Source organism: Paraburkholderia sp. 22099 (assembly GCF_052045835.1).
GTDB lineage: Bacteria > Pseudomonadota > Gammaproteobacteria > Burkholderiales > Burkholderiaceae > Paraburkholderia > Paraburkholderia terricola.
Map to the genome: position 1 here is coordinate 1 of NZ_JBQEPU010000041.1, position 21,710 is coordinate 21,710.

Sequence of the window (21,710 nt, forward strand, 5' to 3'; positions counted from 1 at the left end):
GGGTACCCGGATCACGCGCAGGCCGAGCGCGACATCGGGGCCTACATCGACAACTTTTATAACTACAGGCGCATCCATTCGGCGGCAGGCGGTCTGCCACCGGCACGGTGCGAAGCTTCGCTTTTTTAAAAATTCGCCTTTGGGGTGTCCAGGTTTGCTTGACCACTACAGTGCCGCCCCGCACAGGGGCAACGCTAATAGACCACTAACAAATCAGGCAAAGGCCAAAGGCAGCAAAGGCACAGGCACGCAGCCAATTCTAATTCCGCCAATTAGCCTCATAAAACCTCACATACCCACTCCGCAACACAAGACACTGCGCCCGAGTCTCCGACAACAACCGCCGCGTAGCGGCCTCGATCCTGGCCCGATGCGTATCGAACGCCCCAACCATATCCTCCAGCCGCGGCGACGCCGCACCGAAATGATCTTCCAGCGCCTCCGCCGTGATCATGCATTCCACCCTCTCTCCATCGACCATCGCCGGGAAGGCCAACGTGAGTTCGCGACCTGAATATTCAGGAGTTTCATTCGGGAAAAGGATCTGCATGGGGTTCACCTGGAAGGTTGATGCTGCGCATGAAGTCGCCGGGTAACGCGCACCCGGGTTGCGTCTGTCGCGCCGGCAGCTCCATCCTCCTTGTCCAATGCTGGTGGCGCGGGCTCGTCACTTCACTGCGACGGCGCCGTCGTTCGCGCTCCGCGGAAGTGATTTGATTCACTTTAGACGAGTTCGGCCGCTCCGCAAGTTTTCCTTTCGTTTGCTTGATCTCAATGCAAGGCGCGGCCCGTCGGACGTCATCGCGAGCGCCGCGACTCCGTTCTTTCCCTGCCATGCGCTTCCCGCCCGGTCCTGTAATATCGGTGTTCGGCCGCGCGCCTATGTTGCGCTGCGGCATGCAACGGCGGGCAATGTACCCGCCGCATCCGAACACCGGAGACATGCCTTGACCCTTCGTCCTGCCACGCCGCCCGCCATCGGTCGGCCAGATGTCATCGCGCAAGCTCATGCCCGTTCGCTTCAGATCGGCCTGCGCGCGTCGGAAACGCCGGACTTTCATCCGCTGCGCCGGCCCGCGCTGCGCGAACTGGTCGATCGCAATCAGTCGCTCTATACGCATGCGCTGCCCGTCATGGAAACGCTGCATGCGCAGATCGTCGACACCCAAAGCATGGTGCTGCTCACCGACAATCGCGGGCTGATCCTGCACAGTCTCGGCGACAGCGACTTCGTCGAAAAAGCCAATCGCGTCGCGTTGTGCCCGGGCGTTTCATGGGCGGAAGCGGATCGCGGGACGAACGCGATCGGCACCGCGCTGGTCGACGGGCAGCCGACCGTCGTGCACGCCGACGAACACTTTCTGCACGCGAACCGGATTCTCACCTGCTCGTGCGCGCCCATCGCGGACCCGTTCGGGCGCACCATCGGCGCACTCGACGTGAGCGGCGACACGCGCGGCTTTCATAAGCACACGCTCGCGCTCGTCAGAATGTCGGCGCAGATGATCGAAAATCATCTTTTCTCCAATCAGTTCGCCGACGCGATTCGCGTGCGTTTTCATGCGCGCGCGGAATTCATCGGCACGCTGTTTGAAGGACTCGCGGCGTTCGCGCCGGACGGCACCTTTCTGTCCGCGAATCGCAGCGCTTTGTTCCAGTTCGGGCAACCGCTCGCCGATCTGCAACGGCAATCGTTCGAGGCGCTGTTCGGCGTCGCCTTCCCCAAGCTGTTGCAGCAGCTCACTCGCGCGCCAGGCGAAAGCATCGTGCTGACGCTGCCGAGCGGCGTGCGCGTGCTCGCGCGCGGCGAGTATTCGGCGCCGCGTCATGTCGCGTCGGCTGATGGGGTGGCTCCTGCATTGGCGTCCGCCGGGGCGCGCCGCGCGGCACGGCTGGGTGAGCCGGCGCCGCTCGCCACGCTCGAAACGCTCGATACCAGCGACGCGCAGATGTCAGCGGTTCTGCGGCGCGTCGCGAAACTGCGCGGACGCGACATTCCGATTCTCGTCCTCGGCAAAACCGGCACCGGCAAGGAGTGGCTCGCGCGCGCGATCCACCAAGACTCGCCGCGGCGCAACGCGCCCTTCGTCGCGCTGAATTGCGCGTCGTTGCCGGAGACGTTGATCGAAGCGGAATTGTTCGGCTATGAAGACGGCGCGTTTACCGGCGCGAAGAAGCGCGGCAGCGTCGGCAAGATCGTGCAGGCGGATGGCGGCACGCTGTTTCTCGACGAAATCGGCGACATGCCGCTCGCCCAGCAAGTGCGCTTGATGCGCGTGCTCCAGGAGCGCAGCGTCGTGCCGCTCGGCGGGACGGGAACGGTTCCCGTGGATCTGCGCATTGTCTGCGCGACCCACCGCAATCTGCGCGAGATGATCGAGGCGGGCACCTTCCGCGAGGACCTCTATTACCGGATCAACGGACTCGTCGTGACCTTGCCGCCGCTGCGCGAGCGCACCGATCTCGCGGCGCTCGTCACGCGCATGCTGGCCTTGCAGCCCGACGGCGAGCGCCTGCCGCGCCGCGTCTCCGACGCCGTGCTGGAGCGATTCACGCAATGCCGCTGGCCGGGCAATCTGCGGCAACTGGCGAACGTGCTGCGCACCGCGAGCATCATGGCCGAAGGCGCGGAGCAGATCGAACTGGAGGATTTGCCGGACGACTTCCTGCAGGATTGTGTCGAGGCTCCGGCTAACGAACCTGCGCGATTGCCTGCGGCGTCAGCGTCAGCGTCAGCGAACGATGATGGCGCAAGCGTGGCCATTGAGCCGCCCGCTCAGGCATCGCCCGCCCGGATGGAGGAGTGGCAAGCCACGTTGATCGCGCAAACGCTCGCGCGACTCGACGGAAACGTCTCGGCGGCGGCCCGCGAGTTGGGGTTGGCGCGCAATACGGTGTACCGGTATTTGCGGCGCGGCGGCACGACGCATTGAAGCGGCGGACGGCTGAGGCGTACAGGTGCCGTGTGCATGCTTGCGCGTTCGCATGACATGAAGCGCTGCGACGCTCCAGACGCCGGAACGTCCGCGCATTCCACGCGCCGTGTAAAGTGACGCACTCCGTCACCGATTCACACGATGTCCGACTCCACTCGCCCGCCTCTCGTTCGCGTCGAGCCGCTCGGCACGAGTTTCGAAGCGCCCGATTCGCTCACGATTCTCGAAGCCGCCGGCTTTGCCAATCTGCGTCTGCCGCGTTCGTGCCGTAACGGCACGTGCCGCACGTGTCTATGCAAGATGACAACCGGACGCGTGCGTTACACGATCGAGTGGCCGGGTTTGAGCCGGGAAGAAAAAACGGAAGGCTATATTCTGCCGTGCGTGGCGATCGCGGAAACCGACGTGGTGATCGAAACGCCGGAGGCGGTCGAATTGCCGCCCCGGTAAATCCGCTCGCCGCAAGTCAGCGAACGCCATCAGCCCACCTATTGCGCGCTTTAACGCCCGCCCATCGCCCGGGCGATTTTCTTATCGGTGTTGTACTGGCTCAGCGCATAGACCGACCAGATCGCGGCCGGAATCCAGCCGATCAGCGTGATCTGCAAGATCAGGCAAATGATGCCGGCAAACGGACGCCCGATCGTGAAGAACTGGAACCACGGCAAAATGATGGCAAGCAATAAACGCATGCGGATTTCCTGTTTGTAATGACCCGTTAGTTGATCGGTGCGAAGCGCGGCACCTTCACGCCGTCCTGTTCGACCAACTCGAAAAACACCGAAGCCGGACGCGTCCAGATCGTACCATTGCTGGCTTTATAGACGATCATCGTGACGCTCGGATCGGACTCCAGCGTCGCCTCGCAAACCAGTTCGTAAATGCCGCCTTTGTAGTGCCGGTAGCGCACCATACGCATCTCCTTGAATTGATAACCACTGCGCGCTGGCGCCGCGGTTAAAACGTTCAACCGCCCTCTTTCATCTGCTTCAGAATCTTGTAGACGGTGGCGCGTCCCATCGTCAGCACGGCGGCCACGTAGTTCGCGGAACTGCGGCCGCGAAACGCGCCTTGCGCATGCAGCGCCTCGACGATTTCCCGCTTGTGTTCGCGCGTGAGCGCGTTGATGCCGATTTGCCGCTCGCGCAGCCACGTGTGCAGATACGTGTTGATGCGGTCCTGCCAGTCGTCGCGGAACAGATCTTCCGCCGGCGCGTCCGTCAGATTGCCGCCCTTAATGAACAGATCGAGCGTGGAGCGCACGTCCTCGAACACAGCGATATTGAAGTTGATGCACAGCATGCCGGCCGGCTTGCCGTCGTCGTCGAACAGGATGTTGCTCACGCAGCGCATGCGCCGGCCGTCCCAGTTGAGCTTCTCGTAGGGACCGATGGTCCGCCCGCGCGCCGCATAGTGGACCTCGTCGAGCACGGACGGCCCGCCCACTTCGAGCTTCGACAGATTGTTGACGAGATAGGCGATGGTCTGATCGCGCAGGTCGTGAATCACCACTTCGGCGCAGGGATAAAAGAGCGCCGCGATGCCGTCGGCGATGGGTGCGTAGCGGTCCAGCAGCAGGTCTTTCACAGGCGGCACGGTTGTCTTGCGCATTGGAAAATCGCAGTGTTCTGGAGATGCCGCGCCGCCTTTCCGCCAGCGAGGCGACGGCGAAGCGCGACGATTGAGCCGGCGACCCGGCCACGCGCGGAGCTTGTCCCAAGGCGACCTGCTTCGCGCGACGACTCGCCATTGTAGCGACCCCGCTTAAGGTGCGGCGACCGCGGCATCGGTCACGTCCTCAAAACCAGCAAGCCGCGCGGACCCGCCTGCTCATGACGATTTTTGTCCGCTTGGCGAGCGATTTTTTTTCGTGCGATAAAAGAACCCTCTATTTCACGGAGCAACAGATGGCCACGCTCGAAGCGTTTCGCGCCGTGCTCGACGACGAAGGCACGCCTGAGATCATCCGCAATCACATCATCGATTCGCTGCAATACGCGTTGCGCAATCACGGGCAAATCTTCACGTCGAAGGAAGTCGAATGGCTGGCCGTGTGGGACGACGCGCGCATTCCGCTCGCGGCCTCACGTGAGTTGCAAAAGCGCGTCGCCGAAACTTCCCGCTGAGCCATCGGGCCCCCGCCGGTTCTCGCCGCCACGGCGAGAACCCGCACCCGGCGCACCGCTCATGCGCCCCGCCATTCAGCGCGCCGCCCTCTCGCACTCAAAGCCCCGCCACATGGGCGGCTTGCCGGTGCGCGGAACATTTCGCTATCCAATCAGGCCCATTTAGTGCATCATATTGGAATAGCTGTATCCGCATTCGCAGCACTGGCAGCACCAGGCAGTCTCAAACCGGCATCTCCGCACTACCCCCGACTGTTCGACCGCCGCCCGTCGGCGATCCCGTCACTCCGGCAATGCGCCGCATGCATTCGCCGCCGCGAGTTGTGCAGCTGAGTCGTTCAGCTTTACGCGTCCGGTGTCCGCGCGACATCAGCGTGTTTCTTCTCCATCGAATCCGCGCTCAAGCCCTTGCCATCGGGCCTGCTGCGCCAATCTTTTTCCATGGCGGCGCGCCCCTAGGCGCTGCGCCGCCGGCCTGTCGTGCCGCGCGTAACACGCGTGACACGCCGGCCACGTAATACAGGACACATGCTTCATGAATTCAGTTGTCAAGACGTACAAGGGTTACGAAATTCATCCGCTCGTCTATCCGCGCCGCCCGGCGGACGGTCAAACGAGCCGCAATGCCGACGCAGGCTACGACGCGTCGGTGCGCATCTGCCGCGTGGGCGCCAATCCGGCTGCCGACGGGCGCGTGTTCCGTCTGCAATACCTGTTTCCGTTCGACGGCACGGGCAAGGCGCGCATCGCGTGCATGGCGCATGCTGAACAATTGATCGACGGTCGCGTGGACGGCCAGTCCGTCGCCGATCTTTGAGCGGTTTACTATCAGCGCATGGGCTGATGCCGCACAAACAGCGGGCCCAGGAGGGTCTACTGTCAACCGTATCCGATGTTGCGCCGCGCGGCTTCGCCGGCGGTCAACACCCCTTATCCCATCGACCAGGAGTTATGCATGGCGAAAGAAGAACTGCTTGAACTTGACGGTATCGTCGACGAAGTGCTTCCGGACAGCCGTTACCGCGTCACGCTCGACAACGGCGTCGTGGTTGGCGCTTACGCGTCCGGACGCATGCGCAAGAACCACATCCGTATTCTCGCGGGCGACCGCGTCACGCTGGAACTGTCGGTCTACGACCTGACCAAAGGCCGGATCAATTTCCGCCACAAAGACGAGCGCGCCACCGGTGGCGGCGGCGCCCGCAATTCGCAGTTCCGTCGCCGTTAAGGCCGACGGCACGCTGAGCGCGTCCCGCGCGTTCCTTGCGTGACCCATGCAGCTCGTTGCAGCTGTGCTGTTCGCGAAGCCTTTCGCGCGCCTTCTCCGGCTTGACTCGTTGACTCGAGCCTGAGCGGCGCGCTGCGGCGGCGCCGCGTTTCGTCCAGATGTGGTGCTCGATGGTGCATCGGCTTCGCGCCGCTGGCCGACTAGCGCTCCACTCTCTCTCGTTTCCCCTACTGTCCGAACACCGCTCCGAGCTTCTTCCCGGCGGCGCCTTCGCGCGCCTGCTCGAATCTGCCGAGCCGATCGGCAAGCGGCCACACGATGCGCCGCTTCGGTGCATCGCTCGTACATGCCCCGCTTCGGTGCGGCGGCGTCTGCCGGCATCGTGGATAAGTCCGTGATTGCGTTGCTTTCGATGCATCACGACCCCGATGGCACGCTTCTCGCTTAATTGATGTTCAGCCGTCGACGATTCCTACCCCATGCTGCGCGTTCTCCTCGTAACCGATACCGACAAGCCCATCGGCGATCTCCGTGACGCCCTCGCCCGCCTCGGCTACGAGATGCTGGCCGGCACCGCCACGCCGCAAGCGCTGCATCGCGTGGTCCAGAGCGAACGGCCCGACGTGATCATCATCGACACGGAATCGCCCTCGCGCGATACGCTCGAGCAACTCGCGGTGATGAACGCCACCGCGCCGCGCCCGGTGCTCATGTTCAGCCACGACGACAACCAGCAGTTGATCCGCGACGCGGTCGGCGCGGGCGTGACCGCGTATCTCGTCGAGGGTCTCGCCACGGAACGGCTTGCACCGATCCTCGAAGTCGCGCTCGCGCGTTTCGCGCAGGAGTCGCAGTTGCGCGAACGCCTCGCGCAGGCCGAGAGCGAACTCGCCGAACGCAAGCTGATCGATCGCGCCAAACGCCTGCTGATGGATCAGCAGAAAATCACCGAACACGCCGCCTACGCCAGTCTGCGCAAGCGCGCCATGAACCAGGGCGTCAAACTCGCCGAGGTCGCGCGCGCCATCGTGGCGGCGGCCGACCCGCCCAAATGAAGCGCCGCCCATGAACGCTCCCACTTCCCTCGCCTCGCCGCTCGCCTCGGGGCCGCTCGAAAAAACCCATCTGCGGCTCGGCTTCGTCGCGCTCTCCGACGCCGCGCCGCTCGTCGCCGCGAAGCTGCTCGAATTCGGCCACGCGCATGGCCTGACGCTGGAGCTTTCCCGTCAGCCGTCGTGGGCCGCCGTGCGCGACAAGCTGCTGTCGGGCGATCTCGATGCGGCGCACGCGCTCTACGGGCTCGTCTACGGCGTGCAACTCGGCCTGGGCGGTCCGCAAACGGACATGGCCGTGCTGATGGTGCTCAACCGCAACGGCCAGGGCATCACGCTGTCGAACCGACTCGCCGACGCGCTCGCCGAGCAGCGCACGCTGCCCAAGGCGCTCGCGACGCTCGGCCGCAAGCCCGTGTTCGCGCAGACCTTCCCCACCGGCACGCATGCGATGTGGCTGTACTACTGGCTCGCGTCGCAAGGCGTGGATCCGTTGCGCGACATCGAAAGCGTGGTGATTCCGCCGCCGCAGATGGTCGCCGCGCTCGCCGACGACAAGCTCGACGGCCTGTGCGTGGGCGAGCCGTGGAACGCGATGGCCGAAGCCGAAGGCGTCGGCAGGACGATCGCGTATACGAGCGAGGTGTGGCCCGATCATCCCGAGAAAGTGCTGGCCTGCCGGCGCGATTTCGTCAGCGCGAATCCGAACGCCGCGCGCGCGCTCGTGCAGACGATGCTCGAAGCCTGCCGCTGGCTCGACGGCGCGGGACATCGCGAGGAAATCGCGCGCTGGCTCGCGCGGCCCGAGTACATCGGCATCGACGAAGCCCTGATTGCCGCACGCCTCGGCGACGAGATCGCCGCCTCCACGCCGCGCGGCCTGCCCGTACGTTTCTTCGACGACGGCGCCGTGAACTATCCGCATGCGTTCGAGGGCGCGTGGTTCGTCACGCAGTTCGAGCGCTGGGGCATGATCGACGCGCGCGCGGATTACGCGCAGATCGCGGCGCGGGTCAATCAGACGCAGTTGTATCGCGAGGCGGCCGCAGGCGTGGGCGTGGCGGTGCCCGCCGGTCACACCGCGCAGGTATTCATCGACGGCAAGGTGTGGGGCGACAGCACGCCCTCCGCGGGATACGCGCAAAGCTTCACGATCCGCCGGTAAGGCGCGGGAAACGTCACGCCGGCTCTAATGCCGGAAACAGCACGCTCACCACCAGCCCGCCACCGGGCGCATCGCTCAACGCGATCAGCGCGCCGTGAACGCGCGCGATTTCCCGCACGATCGACAAGCCCAGCCCGCTGCCCTCGACCGTCTGCGTCGCCTCGCTGCGATAGAAGCGTTCAAAGACCGCCTCGCGTTCACCAACAGGAATGCCGGGGCCGTTGTCGATCACTTGCAGCAGCGGCTGCCCGTTCTCGCTCGCGACGCGCACGGTGATCACCGCGCCGTCGCCCGAATAACGGATCGCGTTGTCGATCAGATTGCCGACCAGCTCCGCGAGCAGATCGGTCTGACCCATGACCTCGATGCGCTCGTCCTGTTCGAAGCCGAGATCGATGCCGCGCGAGCGCGCCACCGGCGACCAGTCGAGCGTCACGCTGCGCGCCACCTTATGCAGCGGCACCGCGGCATGCTTGACCGTATAGCCGCTGTCCGCGTCGAGCCGCGAGAGCGACAGCAACTGCTGCACGATGCGCACCGCCTGCTGCACCGCGCGATTCAACCGCCGCAAATGGACGCCTTGCCGGCGATTGCCGCTCGGGTTGTCCTCGCCGCAAGAAGCGGAACCCACACCGACGCCAGCACCCACGCCGTCGCTGTCGCGCAGCGCCAGTTCCGCTTCCGCCTGAATCACCGCCAGCGGCGTTTTCAACTGATGCGCGGCGTCGTTGAAAAAGCGCCGGCGCGACAACTGCATCAACTGCGTGCGGCCAATGTACTGATTGATCGAATCGACGAGCGGCGCCACTTCGCTCGGCAAGCCCACGGTATCGAGCGGCGTGGGGTCGTCCTCGGCGCGCGCGGCGACTTTCGCCGACAAGCGGTTCAACGGCCGCAAGCCACGCGCGACCCCCAGCCATACGATGCCGAGCGCGAGCACCACCAGCAGAAATTCCTGTTGCAGCGAGCCGGTGAGAATCTCGCGCGCCAACGCCTGGCGCTGCTCGATCGTTTCGCCGACCCTCACGAGCACCACGCGCGTCTGCGCGCTCGGCACGTCGTGCACGGGCAGCCTCAGCATCGCGATGCGCAGCGGCCGGCCGCGAAACACGCCGTCATAGAACCGCACGCTGTAGGGCTCGGCCGGCGCTTTTTTCGCGTCCGGCAGATCGGGATAGCCCGTCACCACGGCGCCGCCCTCTTCACGAATCTGATAGTAGATATTGCCGCCGCCGTTCGACTCGAACATCTCGAGAGCAAGGTACGGCAGATCGACTTCGATCCTGCCGTCGCGCAAGCGGATGCCGTCGCGTATCGAACGCAACGAAAATTCCAGCGTGCGATCGAAGGCCGCGTGCGCCGCGTTCATCGCGCGCTGATACGTGAGCCATGCGTCGAACGCGAGCAATAACAGCAGCGGCAACAGCAGCCATAGCGCCACCCGCACGCGCAGATTCGGCCGCGTCATGGGCCTTTGGCTTCCAGCAGATAGCCGAGCCCGCGCAGCGTCACGATGCCGACCGAACTGTGTTCGAGTTTCTTGCGCAAGCGGTGCACGTAAATCTCGATGGCGTCCGCATTCACCGATTCGTCGAGCCCGAAAATTTTCTCCGACAACGTGTCCTTGTTGATCGCGCGACCGTTGCGCAGGATCAGCACTTCGAGCACCGAACGCTCGCGCGGCGTCAACGCGAGCGGTTCGCCGTCGAGCGTGAAGCCGCGATCCACGCTGTCGTAAAGCAGCGTGCCGCATTGCGCATGCAAGGGCTCCTGCCCATGACTGCGGCGCAACAATGCACGTGCGCGCGCTTCCAGTTCGGTGAGCGCGAAAGGCTTGGCGAGATAGTCGTCGGCGCCCAGATCGAGACCGCGCACGCGCTCTTCCACCGAACCGTGCGCGGTGAGGATCAGCACCGGCACCGCGTTGCGGCGCGCGCGCAGACGGCGCAGCACTTCGAGCCCGTCGAGCTTCGGCAAGCCGATATCGAGAATCACCAACGCGTAGTCTTGCGTGCGCAGAACGTGGTCGGCGGACTCGCCGTCGTGCATGCAATCGACGGTGAGTTTCGCGCTCGTCAGCGCGTCGGTCAGCGAGCGGGAAAGGATCGGATTGTCTTCGACGAGCAGCACACGCATGAGCAAAATCCCAGGGAAATCCATGAGGCGAATTCGACCATTGTCACTCATTTCTTTCAAAAACTGAAAGCGTTCAGAAAGCGCGCGTCTCTTACCATTCGCTCACACAAAACAAACACAGTGTTTTCTGGAGGAAGACGTGAAAATCTCTTTGAAGTGCCTCGCAGTTGCTGTTGCCTTTGCCGCAAACTCAGTGTGGGCGGCGTTTCCCGCGGGTTATCCCGGTGACTATCAGAGCACCGTCGACGCGGCGAAGAAGGAAGGAAAGCTGATCGTCTATTCGGTCACGGACACCGCGCTCGTGCGTCCGCTCATCAAGGACTTCGAAAGCCTGTACGGCATCAAGGTCGAATACAACGATATGAACAGCACGGAGCTGTACAACCGCTTCATCAGCGAAAACGCGGCCAGCAGCACGAGCGCCGACGTGTTGTGGAGCTCCGCGATGGACCTGCAAGTGAAGCTCGTCAACGACGGCCTGATGGCGACCTACGACTCGCCCGAGGCGAAGCAGTTGCCGCAGTGGGCGCAGTACCAGAAGCAGGCCTACGGCACCACGTATGAGCCGCTCGCGATCGTCTACAACAAGCGGCTGCTCGCGGCCGGCGACGTGCCGCAAACGCGCGCCGACCTCATCAAGCTGCTGCAAAGCAAGCCCGACCAGTTCAAGGGCAAGGTCACGACCTACGACATCGAGAAGTCCGGCGTCGGCTTCAACTATCTGACGCAAGACGCGCGCGTCAATCCGCAAGTCACGTGGGATCTGGTGAAGGCGATGGGCGCCACCGGCCCGAAGCTGCAATCGAGCACCGGCGCGATGATGGAGCGTATTTCGTCGGGTGAAAACCTGATCGGCTACAACATTCTCGGCTCCTACGCGCTCACCAAGGCGAAGAAAGACCCGTCGATCGGTTATGTCTATCCGAAAGACTACACGCTGGTGGTGAGCCGCCTCGTGACGATCTCGAAGAAGGCGAAAAGCCCGAACGCCGCCAGGCTGTGGGTCGATTATCTGCTGTCGCAACGCGGCCAGACCTTGCTCGCGAATCAGGCGAGCCTGTTCTCGATCCGCTCCGACGTGGAAGGCGAAACGTCGATGGCCGGTCTGACGAAACAGCTCGGCGATTCGCTCAAGCCGATCCCGATCGGCGCGGGCCTGCTGGTCTATCTCGACCAGTCCAAACGGCTTGAATTCCTCAAGCAATGGCAACAGTCGATCAAGCGCTAAACCTCGCTTGACCTGACGGCGTCCACGCGAAAAGCGCGGGCGCCGGGCCTTCTCTCACTACCTGTCGATATGCGGCTTCATTCGCCGCAGGGGGACACTCATGCTTTCTACTAGCGCACCCGCACGCCGCGATAGCGCGCCGCTCGCAGCCGACGGCGGCCCGATCGGCGCCTTGCCGCGAGGCGGCTTGCAGCCGTTCGCGGGACTGCTGCGCTGGCTCGTCGTCGCGGTGCTCACCATCGCGGTGGCGCTGCCGCTCGGCTTCATCCTGTTTCAGAGCGTGCTCAATGCGCCGTTCTTCGACGCCAACCGCACGCTCGGCCTCGCCGGCTTCCAGTTCATTTTCAGCGACCCGGATTTCTGGTCCGCGTTGAAGAACTCCTTCATCATCGCGGGCGGGATGCTGTTCATCTCGATCCCGCTCGGCGGCATTCTCGCGTTCCTGATGGTGCGCACCGACCTGCCCGGCCGCCGCTGGCTCGAACCGATGCTGCTCACGCCCGTATTCGTCTCGCCGATGGTGCTCGCGTTCGGCTACGTGGTCGCGGCCGGCCCGGTCGGCTTCTACTCGGTCTGGTGGAAGGCGCTGTTCGGCACCGCCGAAGCGCCCTGGACCGTGTACTCCGTTCTCGCGATCACGATCATCGTCGGCCTCACGCATGTGCCGCACGTGTACCTGTATTCGTCGGCGGCGCTGCGCAATCTCGGCTCGGATGTCGAGGAAGCGGCGCGCGTCGCCGGCGCGCGGCCGTTTCGCGTCGCGCTCGACGTGAGCCTGCCGATGACGCTGCCCGCGCTGCTGTTCGCCGGCGTGCTGGTGTTCTTCCTCGGCTTCGAGGTGTTCGGCCTGCCGCTCGTGCTGGGCGACCCCGAAGGGCACCTCGTGCTGGCCACCTATCTGTATAAGCTCACCAACAAGCTCGGCGTGCCGTCCTATCACCTGATGGCCGCGGTCGCGGTGTGCATCGTCGCGATCACGTTTCCGCTGGTGCTGTTGCAACGCTGGCTGCTCAAGAGCGCGAACCGTTTCGTCACGGTCAAGGGCAAGGCGGGACGTCAGACCGTGCTGCCGCTCGGCGCATGGCGTTGGGTGGCGCTCGCGATCGTCGCGCTGTGGCTGATGCTCACCGTCTTCGTGCCGCTCTCCGGCATCACGTTGCGCGCGTTCGTCACCAACTGGGGCGAAGGCGTGAAGCTCGCCGAAGTGCTGACGCTCGCCAACTTCACCGACCTGTTCGAGCAGGACAACCTGGTGCGCGCGATCCTGAACACGCTCGGCATCGGCGTGTTCGGCGGCGCGCTGGCGGTGGGCTTCTATTCGCTGGTGGCGTTCGCGGGCCATCGCCGCAACGACTGGGCCACGCGCCTGCTCGATTACCTCGTGCTGCTGCCGCGCGCGGTGCCGGGCCTGCTCGCCGGTCTCGCGTTCCTGTGGATCTTCCTGTTCGTGCCGGGCTTGAAGGAACTGAAGAGCTCCATGTGGAGCATCTGGATCGCGTACACGGTGGTGTGGCTCGCCTATGGCATGCGCCTGATTCAAAGCGCGCTGCTGCAAGTCGGCCCCGAACTCGAGGAAGCGGGACGCAGCGTCGGCGGCACCCGCGCCCGCGTGAGTCTCGACGTGACGCTGCCGCTCGTGCGCTTCGGTTTGCTCGCGGCGTGGCTCCTGATCTTCATGATCTTCGAGCGCGAATACTCGACGGCCGTCTATCTGCTCTCGCCGGGAACGGAAGTGATCGGCGCGCTGCTGGTGTCGCTGTGGGCGACCGGCGCGGTCGATCAGGTCGCGGCGCTTTCTGTCATCAACATCGCGATGGTCGGCGTCGGACTCGGCGTCGCCCTGCGCTTCGGAGTGAAATTGCATGGATAAGCTCTCGGTCGACAACCTCTTTCTCAGCTATGGCGACAACCCGATTCTGAAGGGCGTGTCGTTCCAACTGAACCCCGGCGAAGTGGTGTGCCTGCTGGGCGCATCGGGCAGCGGCAAGACCACGCTGCTGCGCGCGGTCGCCGGGCTCGAACAACCGTCGTCGGGCCGCATCGAGCTGGACGGCAAGGCTTTCTTCGACGGCGCGGCGAAGGTCGATCTGCCGGTCGAGCAGCGCTCGCTCGGTCTCGTGTTCCAGTCGTATGCGCTGTGGCCGCATCGCACCGTGGCGGACAACGTCGGCTACGGCTTGAAGCTGCGGCGCGTATCGGGCGCCGAGCAGAAAAAGCGCGTGCAGGGCGCGCTCGATCAGCTCGGCCTCGGCCACCTCGCCGCGCGCTATCCGTATCAGCTTTCGGGCGGACAGCAGCAGCGCGTCGCGATCGCGCGCGCGCTGGTCTACAACCCGCCGGTGATTCTGCTCGACGAGCCGCTGTCGAATCTCGACGCCAAGCTGCGCGAGGAAGCGCGCGCCTGGTTGCGCGAACTGATCGTGTCGCTGGGTTTGTCCGCGTTGTGCGTCACGCACGACCAGACCGAGGCGATGGCGATGTCCGACCGCATCCTGCTATTGCGCAACGGCCGCATCGAACAGGAAGGCACGCCCGCCGAACTGTACGGCTCGCCCCGCTCGCTTTACACGGCGGAGTTCATGGGCAGCAACAACCGCATCGACGCGCGCGTCGCCTCGGTGGACGGCGAGCGCGTGACCCTCGCCGGCGACGGCTGGCAATTGCAGGCCCAAGCCCGCGAAGCGCTCACCGCCGGGCAAAACGCCCAGGCCGTGATCCGCCTCGAACGCGTGCAGGTCGCCGACGGTCCGGGCGCGAACCGGCTCGAAGCCGAACTCATCACCTCGATGTATCTCGGCGACCGCTGGGAATACCTGTTCCATTGCGGCGCCCTGCGCCTGCGCGCGTTCGGCCCGGTGCCGCGCGCCGCCGGCCGTCACTGGATCGAATTCCCCGCCAACGACTGCTGGGCCTTCGCGCAAGCCAGTTGAAACGCGGGCGGCAGCGCCCCAACCGAAGCAAACAAAATCAACCACAGGAGACTCTTGATGAAGTGGAGCATGAAGAAAGCAACCCTCGGCGCAACCTGCATGGGACTCGCCGGTTTCGCGGCGAGCGCGCAGGCGCAATCCAGCGTGACTTTGTATGGGATCGTCGATGCGGGCATCGAATATGTGAATCATGCGAGTGCGGACGGCAGCGCGACGCGCCTCGTGTCGGGCGGCAAGAACACCTCGCGTTGGGGCCTGCGCGGTGTCGAGGACCTTGGCGGCGGACTGAAGGCGGTGTTCCAGTTGGAGAGCGGCATCAACATCGCCAACGGCCAGTTCGACGACAGCGGCGGCGCGATCTTCGACCGCCGCGCGACGATCGGCCTGAAAAACCGCTTCGGGCAGATCACGCTCGGCCGCAATTTCACGACCACCTACGACTACATGCTGCAGTTCGACCCGATGGGTTACGCGCCGAACTACTCGTGGGCGACCTCATCCACCGCGACGGGCGGCCGTAAAGACGGTTTGTTCTCGCGCTCGTCCAACGCCGTGCGTTACGACGGCACGTTCTCCGGCTTCAAGTTCGGCGCGATGTACGGCTTCGGCAACGTGCCGGGCAGCATGAAGTCGAGCTCCAAATACGACTTCGCGCTCGGCTACGAGACCGGTCCGTTCGCCGCCGTCGTCACCTTCGACCGGCAGAACGGCGCGAACGACAGCGTGACCCCCGCGGATACCACGAATTACATTCAAGGCATTCATGCGGGCTTGAGCTACGACTTCGGGCCGGTCAAGGCGATGGCCGGATATCGCAACTACCGCCGCACGTTCCACACCGCCACGCCGACCTTGCGCAGCGACATGTACTGGCTCGGCGGGCAATACGAGGTGACGCCGTTCTTCTCGCTGTTTGCCGCGGTCTATCATCAGAACATCAAGGACGGCAGCGACGCCGATCCGACGCTGTTCTCGCTGCGCGCGCAGTACGCGCTCTCGAAACGCACTGTGCTGTATCTGGCGGGCGGCTATGCAATGGCGAAGCATGACAACGCGGTTAGCCTGTCGCGCGATCTGACCGGCGCGGCGGATACGCAGGCGGGTGTCACGGCGGGTCTTCAGCACCGTTTCTAAGGCGGTTCGACGCTTGGAAACAGAACGAGGCGCGCGGGCGGTTCATCGCCCGACGCGCCTCGCGCGTTTCATGGCGCCGCGCGCAGCTCATGGCGTCGCGCGCGGCGCACGTTGCCGCTCAGAAGTTGAAGTTGTCGATATTGCTCGAATCGAACGTGGTCGGCGGTCCGAGAATGATTTCGCCTTGCGGGCCGATCGTGCGTTTGCCGAGCTTGCCCGCGTCGAACGACTCGCCCTCCTTACCCGTGATCGCGCCGGAAGCGAGGCTCGCCGCCGCATAGCCGGCCAGATAACCGAGCTGGTTCGGGTCCCACAACTGGAACGCCTTGACCGTGCCGTTCTTGACGAACGCGCGCATCTGGTTCGGCGTGCCCAGGCCCGTCACCGCCACCTTGCCCTTGCTCGACGACGACGAGATATAGCGCGCCGCCGCCGCGATGCCGACCGTGGTCGGCGCGACGATCGCCTTCAGGTTCGGATACGCCTGCAACAAGCCTTGCGTTTCGACGAACGACTTCTGATCGTCGTCGTTGCCGTAGGCGATTTTCACGAGCTTGATCTTCGAATACTCGGGCTTCTTCAACTCCTCCTGCATCCACTTGATCCACGTGTTCTGATTGGTTGCGTTGGGCGTGGCCGACAGCACCGCGAACTCGCCCTCGCCGCCGATCAGCTTCGACACGAGTTGAATCTGCCCGCGGCCGATGCCCTCCGCATTCGCCTGATTGACGAACAATTGCCGGCCCTCGGGCGCGGTGTCCGAGTCGAAGGTCACGACCTTGATGCCTTGCGACATCGCTTTCTTCAGATACGGCACCACCGCGTTGGCGTCGTTGGCGGCGATCACAATCGCGTCCTGCCGTTGCGTGATGAGCGTATTGATGTATTGCACCTGCGACGACGCGCCCGCATCCGACGGTCCCACCACCTTGCCCACGCCGCCGAACTCCTTGATCGCGGCCATGCCGCCGTCGTCGGCGATTACTTCATAGGGATTGTTGATCTGCTTCGGCACGAACGCGATCTTCAGGCCGTTTTTCAGGCCGGCGGCCGAGGCGGCGCAACTGATCGCCACGAGCGCCACGCAAAGCGCGGCCGTGCCGGTGTGACGTAGAGGTTTGAACATGAAGTGTCTCCTGCCTTGTTGTTGGACGTGATGGTGTCCGGGTTGTCGATCTGACGTTATAAAGAAGCGGACTTCGCGATGAAACGCCGGTCGCGCGCCGCGCGCCAGCGGGCAACCAGATTGGGAATCAGCACGGAGGCCAGCAGCAGCGCGCCGGTGACGATCGTCAGCGTTTCGCTCGATACGTCGTCGAGCGTGAGCGCATTTTTCAGCACGCCGATGATCAGCAGCGACAGCAGCACGCCGATCATCGAGCCGCGTCCGCCGAAAATGCTCACTCCGCCGAACAGCACCGCCGCGATCACCGACAACTCGAAACCCTCGCCGTTGTCGCCGCGCGCGCTGGTGAAGCGCAGCGTATAGACGACGCCCGCCAACGCGCTCATCGCGCCGGACAGCACGAACAGGCGCAGCCTGATCCTCGCCACTTCGATGCCGGAAAACGCCGCCGCCGTGGGATTCGCGCCGATCGCATAGAGGCTGCGGCCGAACGCGGTGGCTTGCAGCAGCACCGTGAACAGCACCGCGCCGACGATCACGATCACGAACGGCAACGGAATGAAGGTCGAGCCGAGCGTTTCCATGCCGAAGGCCGTATAGCCAGGCGGAAAATCCGCGACCGCCTGGTCTCCGAGCAGCACGTAAGCGAGGCCGCGAAACAGCGCGAGCGTGCCGATCGTGACCGCGAGCGAAGGCAGGTTGAGCTTCACGATCGCGAGGCCGTTCAGCCAGCCGGCCAGCGCGCCGGCAATCAGCACCAGCACGATCACGAGCGGCATGGGCAGGCCCATGTGCCATAGCACGCCCATCAACGCGCTGGACGCGCCCAGTACGGACGCCACCGAAAGATCGATTTCCGCGGCGACGATGATGAGCGTCATCGGCAGCGCCATCAACGCGATCTCGGTGAGGTCGGCCAATACGTTGCTCAGATTCGCGCCGGTGAGAAATACCGGCGACAACCAGCGCCCGAGTCCGAGCGACAACATCAGCACGATCATCAGCAAAACTTCCCATTGCAGCGGCGTTTCGCGTTTGCGCGTGAGCAGCGCGGAATCCGGTTTAGCCATGATCGCGTTTCCTCATCATGCGTTTGGCGACGGAGCGGGCCAGCAAGGTATCGGCGGTGATCGCCGCGACGATCAGCGCGCCTTCGATGGCCTGCTCCCAGAATGGCGACACGTGCAGCACGACGAGCGCGATGCTGATCACGCCCAGCACCAGCGCGCCGAGCGTCGCGCCGAGTATCGTGCCGACGCCGCCGGTAATCGCCACGCTGCCGATCACCGCCGCCGCGACCACCTGCAATTCGATGCCCTTCGCGGTGCTCGCGTCGACGGTGCCGAAACGCGCGAGCCACAGCGCGCCCGCGAAGCCGGCAATCGCGCCGGAGAGCAGAAAGCCCGCCATCACGCGGCGCTCGACGTTCACGCCGGCGAGTCGCGCGGCCTCGGGATTGGAGCCGATCGCATAGTGCTCGCGGCCGCCGCGAAACTGCTTGAGGTACACGGCGAGGCCGGTCAGCACGACGAGCGCGATCAGCGCGAGCGTCGGAATGCCGAGCCACGTGCCGGTCGCGAGACCGGAGAACGACTCGGGCAGACTGGTGGCGTTGATCTGCCCGCCGTGCACCCACGCGTAGTCCGCGCCGCGAAAGATGTATAGCGTGGAGAGCGTCGCCACCAGCGAGGGCACGCGCCCCACCGCCACCAGCAGCGCATTGATGCCGCCGGCCATCAGCCCGATCGCGAGTCCGGCGGCCAGCGCGACCAGCACCGGCATATGCGGGAACGCGACGTACAGACTGCCGACCGCATACGCGCTGACGCCGACCGTCGAACCCACCGAGAGATCGATGTGCCGCATCAGGATCACCACCGTCATGCCGGCTGTCAACAGGCTGATGATCGACACGTTGAGCAGCACGTCGCGCAGATTCTGCAGATTGAGGAACTGCGGTTTTGCGAGCGCCGTGCCCACGATCAGCAGAATCAGCACGACGAAGAGGGTCGTTTCGCGGCTCTTCGCGACGCCCGCAACGAAGCCGCCCGGCGCGTTGGTTGAGCGCTTTGCCACCGGCGCCTGCACCGGCGCGGGATGAGTCGATGAATGGCGCATCATGCGGCGTGCCCCAACGGTGGAACCGGTTGGCCGAGCGCGGCGCCCATGATGCGTTCCTCGTCGGCTTCGGCGCGCGCTATTTCCGCGCTGATCCGCCCTTCGTGCATCACCAGCACGCGGTCGGCCATGCCGAGCACTTCGGGCAATTCGCTCGAAATCATCAGCACGGCCATGCCCTCGCGCACCAGTTCGGCCAGCGCGCCATACACCTCGGCCTTCGCGCCGACGTCGATGCCGCGCGTGGGTTCGTCGATGATCAGCACTTTCGGCCCGGTTGCGAGCCATTTGCCGAGCACCACCTTCTGCTGATTGCCGCCCGACAGCGTGCCGACTGGCGCGTTGGGGTCGCCCGCTTTCAGACGCAAGCGCGTGCCCCATTGATTCGCGAGTTGCGTCTCGCTGCGCGTGGAGATGAGACCATGTTTGACGAGCCGGCCGAGCACCGTCATCGACGCATTGCGCGCGATGCTCAGTTCCAGCGCGAGCCCCTGCTGCCGACGGTCTTCCGGCACCAGCGCGAGGCCGGCGCGCACCGCCGCGGCCGGACTGCCCGCCTTGAGTGGCTGGCCGCCGATCCAGATCTCGCCCGAATCGAGCGGATCGATGCCGAAGATCGCCCGCGCGACTTCGCTGCGCCCCGCGCCCACCAGACCGGCCAGCGCGACGATCTCGCCGGCGCGCACGTCGAAGGAAATGTCCTTGAATACGCCCACGCGCGTGAGGCCGCGTACCGACAGGCGCACGTCGCCCGGCGGCAGATCGGCTTTCGGATAGAACGTCTCCAGATCGCGGCCCACCATCTTCGTGACGATTGCCTCGGTGGTGAGATCGGCGGTGAAGCCGTCGAACACCTTTGCGCCGTCGCGCATGATCGTGACACGCTGCGTCAGCGCGAAGACTTCGTCGAGCCTATGCGTGATGAAGAGAATCGCCACGTCGCGCTCGCGCAGCTTGCGCACGATCGCGAAGAGCCGTTCCACTTCGGGCAACGAGAGCGCGGCGGTGGGCTCGTCCATGATCAGCACGTTCGCGTTCAGCGACAAGGCCTTGGCGATTTCGATCACCTGCTGATCGGCAATCGACAAGCCGCGCACCAGTTGATCCGCGCGCAGATCCACGCCGAGCGACGCCAGCAAGCCGTCCACCTCGCGGCGCATCGCGTCGTATTGGATGCGGCCGATCCGATCGACCGGCTGCCGTCCCATGAAAATGTTCTCCGCGATCGACAGATCGAAGAACAGCGTCGGCTCCTGGTAGATCACCGCAAGACCCGCGTCGCGCGCTTCGGCAGGCGTCGCAAAACGGCGCGCCACGCCGTCCACCAGCAGCTCGCCGCTATCCGGCTGATGCACGCCCGCGAGAATCTTCACGAGCGTCGATTTGCCCGCGCCGTTTTCGCCGAGCAGCGCATGCACTTCGCCCGGCCATAGCGCGAGGTCGCCGTCCGACAACGCTCGGACCCGGCCGAATGATTTACTCGCGTGCCGCAGTTCGAGCCTGGGCACGGCGGATAGGGGTTGCTGCACTGCTTGTCTCCTTTCTTTTTGGCTTCTGTTCGCTTACCGCGGTTTTCGTGCGGTTTTAATGCGGTTTTCGTGCGGCCTCAGATGCGGTAGAAGCGCTCCGCATTACGGCGAAACAGCGCTTCTTTCTCGGCGACGCTCGCACCCTCGACGATCGCCGCATAGGCGCGCCATAGATCCGTGTAAGAGCCGAACAAGCGATCGACGGGGAAATTCGACGCGAACATCGCGCGCTCGACGCCGAACGTGTCGATCGTTTCAAGCACGTAAGGCCGCAGGCTTTCGACAGTCCATCGATGATCGAACATCGCAAGCCCGCTGATTTTCACCGCGATGTTCCGACAGCCGGCCAGCAGGCGCATGCCGTCGCGCCACGCGCGATAACCGGCCACGCTGCCGCGATCCACGAACATGCCCGCATGATTGACGATGAACAGCGTGTCGCCGTGCGCGCGCGCCAGCGCGGCGGCTTCTTCCATCTGCGACGGATACAGTTGCAGATCGAACGACATGCCATATCGGCGCAGCAAGGCGAAGTGCTCGCGCCATTGCGGCTCGCGCATGAAATGACGGCCGACGTAGTCGAACAGCCTGTTCTCGTGCACGTTCAGTATCTGCCGTATGCCGCGCGTGTTGGCGAACGACGCGTGCGCTTCGAGCACGGCGGGCGCGTTCGCCGCCGAGAGATCCACGGCGGCCACGATCGCATTCGGCATGCCGCGCGATTCCTTGCGATCCGCGATGGACTGCAACCAGCGGGTCTCCTCGACCGGATCGGCGGGATCGTGATTCGCCTCGACGTGCACCAGTTTCAGCACCTCGATATCGCCCGTCTCGCCGAGCAGGTCGTCGAGCAGATAGTCGTGCTTCAACGCGCGCGCGTCGCCGACGAACGACACGCCGGGGTTTTCCAGCCACGGATAGCGATGCGTCTTCAGATCCCACAGATGGATATGCGAATCGACAACCTGCATGCGACACTCTCCGCCGTGTTGTTGGCCTTGC

General features: G+C 64.5%; 22 protein-coding genes. 11 read left to right on the forward strand and 11 right to left on the reverse strand.

The genetic code is table 11. From position 1 onward, the window contains the following. Positions 1-259: 259 nt before the first annotated feature. A complete protein-coding gene (locus ACTJLC_RS28150; RefSeq protein ID WP_073432126.1) occupies positions 260-550 on the reverse strand; it encodes a DUF1488 domain-containing protein in 291 nt (96 codons plus the stop codon). 397 nt (positions 551-947) lie between these two features. Between ACTJLC_RS28150 and ACTJLC_RS28155 the strand changes: the two genes are divergently transcribed. Both ACTJLC_RS28155 and ACTJLC_RS28160 read left to right on the forward strand, forming a co-directional pair. Beyond that, on the forward strand, positions 948-2,933 hold the full coding sequence (locus ACTJLC_RS28155; protein WP_440845884.1) for a sigma-54-dependent Fis family transcriptional regulator: 1,986 nt from the start codon (positions 948-950) through the stop codon (positions 2,931-2,933). Between the two features lie 144 nt (positions 2,934-3,077). Further along, a complete protein-coding gene (locus ACTJLC_RS28160; RefSeq protein WP_114164484.1) occupies positions 3,078-3,386 on the forward strand; it encodes a 2Fe-2S iron-sulfur cluster-binding protein in 309 nt (102 codons plus the stop codon). Positions 3,387-3,436: 50 nt separating this feature from the next. Here the strand turns inward: ACTJLC_RS28160 and ACTJLC_RS28165 are convergent, their stop codons facing one another. Genes ACTJLC_RS28165 through ACTJLC_RS28175 form a run of 3 tightly spaced genes read right to left on the reverse strand, consistent with a single transcriptional unit; the run spans position 3,437 to position 4,547 of the window. Beyond that, a complete protein-coding gene (locus ACTJLC_RS28165) occupies positions 3,437-3,628 on the reverse strand; it encodes a YqaE/Pmp3 family membrane protein (protein WP_073432123.1) in 192 nt (63 codons plus the stop codon). A gap of 26 nt (positions 3,629-3,654) precedes the next feature. Further along, positions 3,655-3,849, reverse strand: a complete 195-nt coding sequence (locus ACTJLC_RS28170; protein WP_073432122.1) for a DUF1653 domain-containing protein — start codon at positions 3,847-3,849, stop codon at positions 3,655-3,657. Between the two features lie 53 nt (positions 3,850-3,902). Then, positions 3,903-4,547: a helix-turn-helix transcriptional regulator gene (locus ACTJLC_RS28175; protein WP_073432121.1), complete on the reverse strand. Its 645-nt coding sequence runs from the start codon at positions 4,545-4,547 to the stop codon at positions 3,903-3,905. 296 nt (positions 4,548-4,843) lie between these two features. Between ACTJLC_RS28175 and ACTJLC_RS28180 the strand changes: the two genes are divergently transcribed. The 5 genes from ACTJLC_RS28180 to ACTJLC_RS28200 all read left to right on the forward strand — a co-directional run bounded on the left by ACTJLC_RS28180 (position 4,844) and on the right by ACTJLC_RS28200 (position 8,507). Continuing rightward, a complete protein-coding gene (locus ACTJLC_RS28180; RefSeq protein ID WP_073432130.1) occupies positions 4,844-5,062 on the forward strand; it encodes a hypothetical protein in 219 nt (72 codons plus the stop codon). A gap of 535 nt (positions 5,063-5,597) precedes the next feature. After that, on the forward strand, positions 5,598-5,879 hold the full coding sequence (locus ACTJLC_RS28185; protein ID WP_073432120.1) for a hypothetical protein: 282 nt from the start codon (positions 5,598-5,600) through the stop codon (positions 5,877-5,879). Positions 5,880-6,017: 138 nt separating this feature from the next. Next, on the forward strand, positions 6,018-6,290 hold the full coding sequence (gene infA / locus ACTJLC_RS28190) for a translation initiation factor IF-1 (RefSeq protein ID WP_007177610.1): 273 nt from the start codon (positions 6,018-6,020) through the stop codon (positions 6,288-6,290). A gap of 479 nt (positions 6,291-6,769) precedes the next feature. Continuing rightward, positions 6,770-7,345, forward strand: a complete 576-nt coding sequence (locus ACTJLC_RS28195; protein ID WP_073432119.1) for an ANTAR domain-containing response regulator — start codon at positions 6,770-6,772, stop codon at positions 7,343-7,345. Between the two features lie 10 nt (positions 7,346-7,355). After that, positions 7,356-8,507 (forward strand): CmpA/NrtA family ABC transporter substrate-binding protein, encoded by a 1,152-nt coding sequence (locus ACTJLC_RS28200; RefSeq protein WP_310135829.1) that lies wholly within the window; start codon positions 7,356-7,358, stop codon positions 8,505-8,507. Positions 8,508-8,520: 13 nt separating this feature from the next. Here the strand turns inward: ACTJLC_RS28200 and ACTJLC_RS28205 are convergent, their stop codons facing one another. Together ACTJLC_RS28205 and ACTJLC_RS28210 are read right to left on the reverse strand one after the other, a co-directional pair. Beyond that, positions 8,521-9,975: a sensor histidine kinase N-terminal domain-containing protein gene (locus ACTJLC_RS28205; RefSeq protein WP_244745169.1), complete on the reverse strand. Its 1,455-nt coding sequence runs from the start codon at positions 9,973-9,975 to the stop codon at positions 8,521-8,523. Next, positions 9,972-10,667 carry a response regulator gene (locus ACTJLC_RS28210; protein WP_310135832.1) on the reverse strand — a complete coding sequence of 232 codons (696 nt, stop codon included), beginning with the start codon at positions 10,665-10,667 and terminating at the stop codon, positions 9,972-9,974. Before ACTJLC_RS28210 ends, ACTJLC_RS28205 begins: the two co-directional genes overlap by 4 nt. A gap of 115 nt (positions 10,668-10,782) precedes the next feature. On the opposite strand from ACTJLC_RS28210, the gene ACTJLC_RS28215 reads away from it, so the two are divergent. The 4 genes from ACTJLC_RS28215 (at position 10,783) to ACTJLC_RS28230 (ending at position 15,935) form a co-directional block, all read left to right on the forward strand. Continuing rightward, a complete protein-coding gene (locus tag ACTJLC_RS28215) occupies positions 10,783-11,871 on the forward strand; it encodes an ABC transporter substrate-binding protein (protein WP_083086338.1) in 1,089 nt (362 codons plus the stop codon). Between the two features lie 100 nt (positions 11,872-11,971). Beyond that, positions 11,972-13,741, forward strand: coding sequence for an ABC transporter permease (locus ACTJLC_RS28220; RefSeq protein ID WP_440845890.1), 1,770 nt, complete (start codon positions 11,972-11,974; stop codon positions 13,739-13,741). Further along, on the forward strand, positions 13,734-14,801 hold the full coding sequence (locus ACTJLC_RS28225; protein WP_073432114.1) for an ABC transporter ATP-binding protein: 1,068 nt from the start codon (positions 13,734-13,736) through the stop codon (positions 14,799-14,801). The genes ACTJLC_RS28220 and ACTJLC_RS28225 overlap by 8 nt, the downstream gene beginning before the upstream one ends. 57 nt (positions 14,802-14,858) lie before the next feature. Then, a complete protein-coding gene (locus ACTJLC_RS28230; protein WP_310135835.1) occupies positions 14,859-15,935 on the forward strand; it encodes a porin in 1,077 nt (358 codons plus the stop codon). Between the two features lie 118 nt (positions 15,936-16,053). Here ACTJLC_RS28230 and rhaS read toward each other — a convergent pair whose 3' ends face one another. The 5 genes from rhaS to ACTJLC_RS28255 all read right to left on the reverse strand — a co-directional run bounded on the left by rhaS (position 16,054) and on the right by ACTJLC_RS28255 (position 21,679). Beyond that, positions 16,054-17,061, reverse strand: coding sequence for a rhamnose ABC transporter substrate-binding protein (gene rhaS / locus ACTJLC_RS28235; RefSeq protein ID WP_073432112.1), 1,008 nt, complete (start codon positions 17,059-17,061; stop codon positions 16,054-16,056). 56 nt (positions 17,062-17,117) lie between these two features. Beyond that, complete coding sequence (locus ACTJLC_RS28240; RefSeq protein WP_310135837.1) at positions 17,118-18,131, reverse strand: ABC transporter permease; 1,014 nt, start codon at positions 18,129-18,131, stop codon at positions 17,118-17,120. Continuing rightward, complete coding sequence (locus ACTJLC_RS28245) at positions 18,124-19,182, reverse strand: ABC transporter permease (RefSeq protein ID WP_310135839.1); 1,059 nt, start codon at positions 19,180-19,182, stop codon at positions 18,124-18,126. Before ACTJLC_RS28245 ends, ACTJLC_RS28240 begins: the two co-directional genes overlap by 8 nt. Beyond that, entirely contained in the window at positions 19,179-20,708 is a 1,530-nt protein-coding gene (locus ACTJLC_RS28250) for a sugar ABC transporter ATP-binding protein (RefSeq protein WP_073432109.1), read from the reverse strand. Before ACTJLC_RS28250 ends, ACTJLC_RS28245 begins: the two co-directional genes overlap by 4 nt. 77 nt (positions 20,709-20,785) lie before the next feature. Further along, positions 20,786-21,679 (reverse strand): amidohydrolase family protein, encoded by an 894-nt coding sequence (locus ACTJLC_RS28255; protein ID WP_310135845.1) that lies wholly within the window; start codon positions 21,677-21,679, stop codon positions 20,786-20,788. Positions 21,680-21,710: the final 31 nt, after the last annotated feature.

Coding starts and splice junctions, on each gene's coding strand:
- ACTJLC_RS28150 (WP_073432126.1), bottom strand. CDS start 550: ATGCAGATCCTTTTCCCGAATGAAACTCCTGAATATTCAGGTCGCGAA.
- ACTJLC_RS28245 (WP_310135839.1), bottom strand. CDS start 19,182: ATGATGCGCCATTCATCGACTCATCCCGCGCCGGTGCAGGCGCCGGTG.
- ACTJLC_RS28210 (WP_310135832.1), bottom strand. CDS start 10,667: ATGGATTTCCCTGGGATTTTGCTCATGCGTGTGCTGCTCGTCGAAGAC.
- ACTJLC_RS28160 (WP_114164484.1), top strand. CDS start 3,078: ATGTCCGACTCCACTCGCCCGCCTCTCGTTCGCGTCGAGCCGCTCGGC.
- infA (WP_007177610.1), top strand. CDS start 6,018: ATGGCGAAAGAAGAACTGCTTGAACTTGACGGTATCGTCGACGAAGTG.
- ACTJLC_RS28240 (WP_310135837.1), bottom strand. CDS start 18,131: ATGGCTAAACCGGATTCCGCGCTGCTCACGCGCAAACGCGAAACGCCG.
- ACTJLC_RS28170 (WP_073432122.1), bottom strand. CDS start 3,849: ATGGTGCGCTACCGGCACTACAAAGGCGGCATTTACGAACTGGTTTGC.
- ACTJLC_RS28200 (WP_310135829.1), top strand. CDS start 7,356: ATGAACGCTCCCACTTCCCTCGCCTCGCCGCTCGCCTCGGGGCCGCTC.
- ACTJLC_RS28230 (WP_310135835.1), top strand. CDS start 14,859: ATGAAGTGGAGCATGAAGAAAGCAACCCTCGGCGCAACCTGCATGGGA.
- ACTJLC_RS28165 (WP_073432123.1), bottom strand. CDS start 3,628: ATGCGTTTATTGCTTGCCATCATTTTGCCGTGGTTCCAGTTCTTCACG.
- ACTJLC_RS28225 (WP_073432114.1), top strand. CDS start 13,734: ATGGATAAGCTCTCGGTCGACAACCTCTTTCTCAGCTATGGCGACAAC.
- ACTJLC_RS28175 (WP_073432121.1), bottom strand. CDS start 4,547: ATGCGCAAGACAACCGTGCCGCCTGTGAAAGACCTGCTGCTGGACCGC.
- ACTJLC_RS28220 (WP_440845890.1), top strand. CDS start 11,972: ATGCTTTCTACTAGCGCACCCGCACGCCGCGATAGCGCGCCGCTCGCA.
- rhaS (WP_073432112.1), bottom strand. CDS start 17,061: ATGTTCAAACCTCTACGTCACACCGGCACGGCCGCGCTTTGCGTGGCG.
- ACTJLC_RS28255 (WP_310135845.1), bottom strand. CDS start 21,679: ATGCAGGTTGTCGATTCGCATATCCATCTGTGGGATCTGAAGACGCAT.
- ACTJLC_RS28185 (WP_073432120.1), top strand. CDS start 5,598: ATGAATTCAGTTGTCAAGACGTACAAGGGTTACGAAATTCATCCGCTC.
- ACTJLC_RS28205 (WP_244745169.1), bottom strand. CDS start 9,975: ATGACGCGGCCGAATCTGCGCGTGCGGGTGGCGCTATGGCTGCTGTTG.
- ACTJLC_RS28195 (WP_073432119.1), top strand. CDS start 6,770: ATGCTGCGCGTTCTCCTCGTAACCGATACCGACAAGCCCATCGGCGAT.
- ACTJLC_RS28180 (WP_073432130.1), top strand. CDS start 4,844: ATGGCCACGCTCGAAGCGTTTCGCGCCGTGCTCGACGACGAAGGCACG.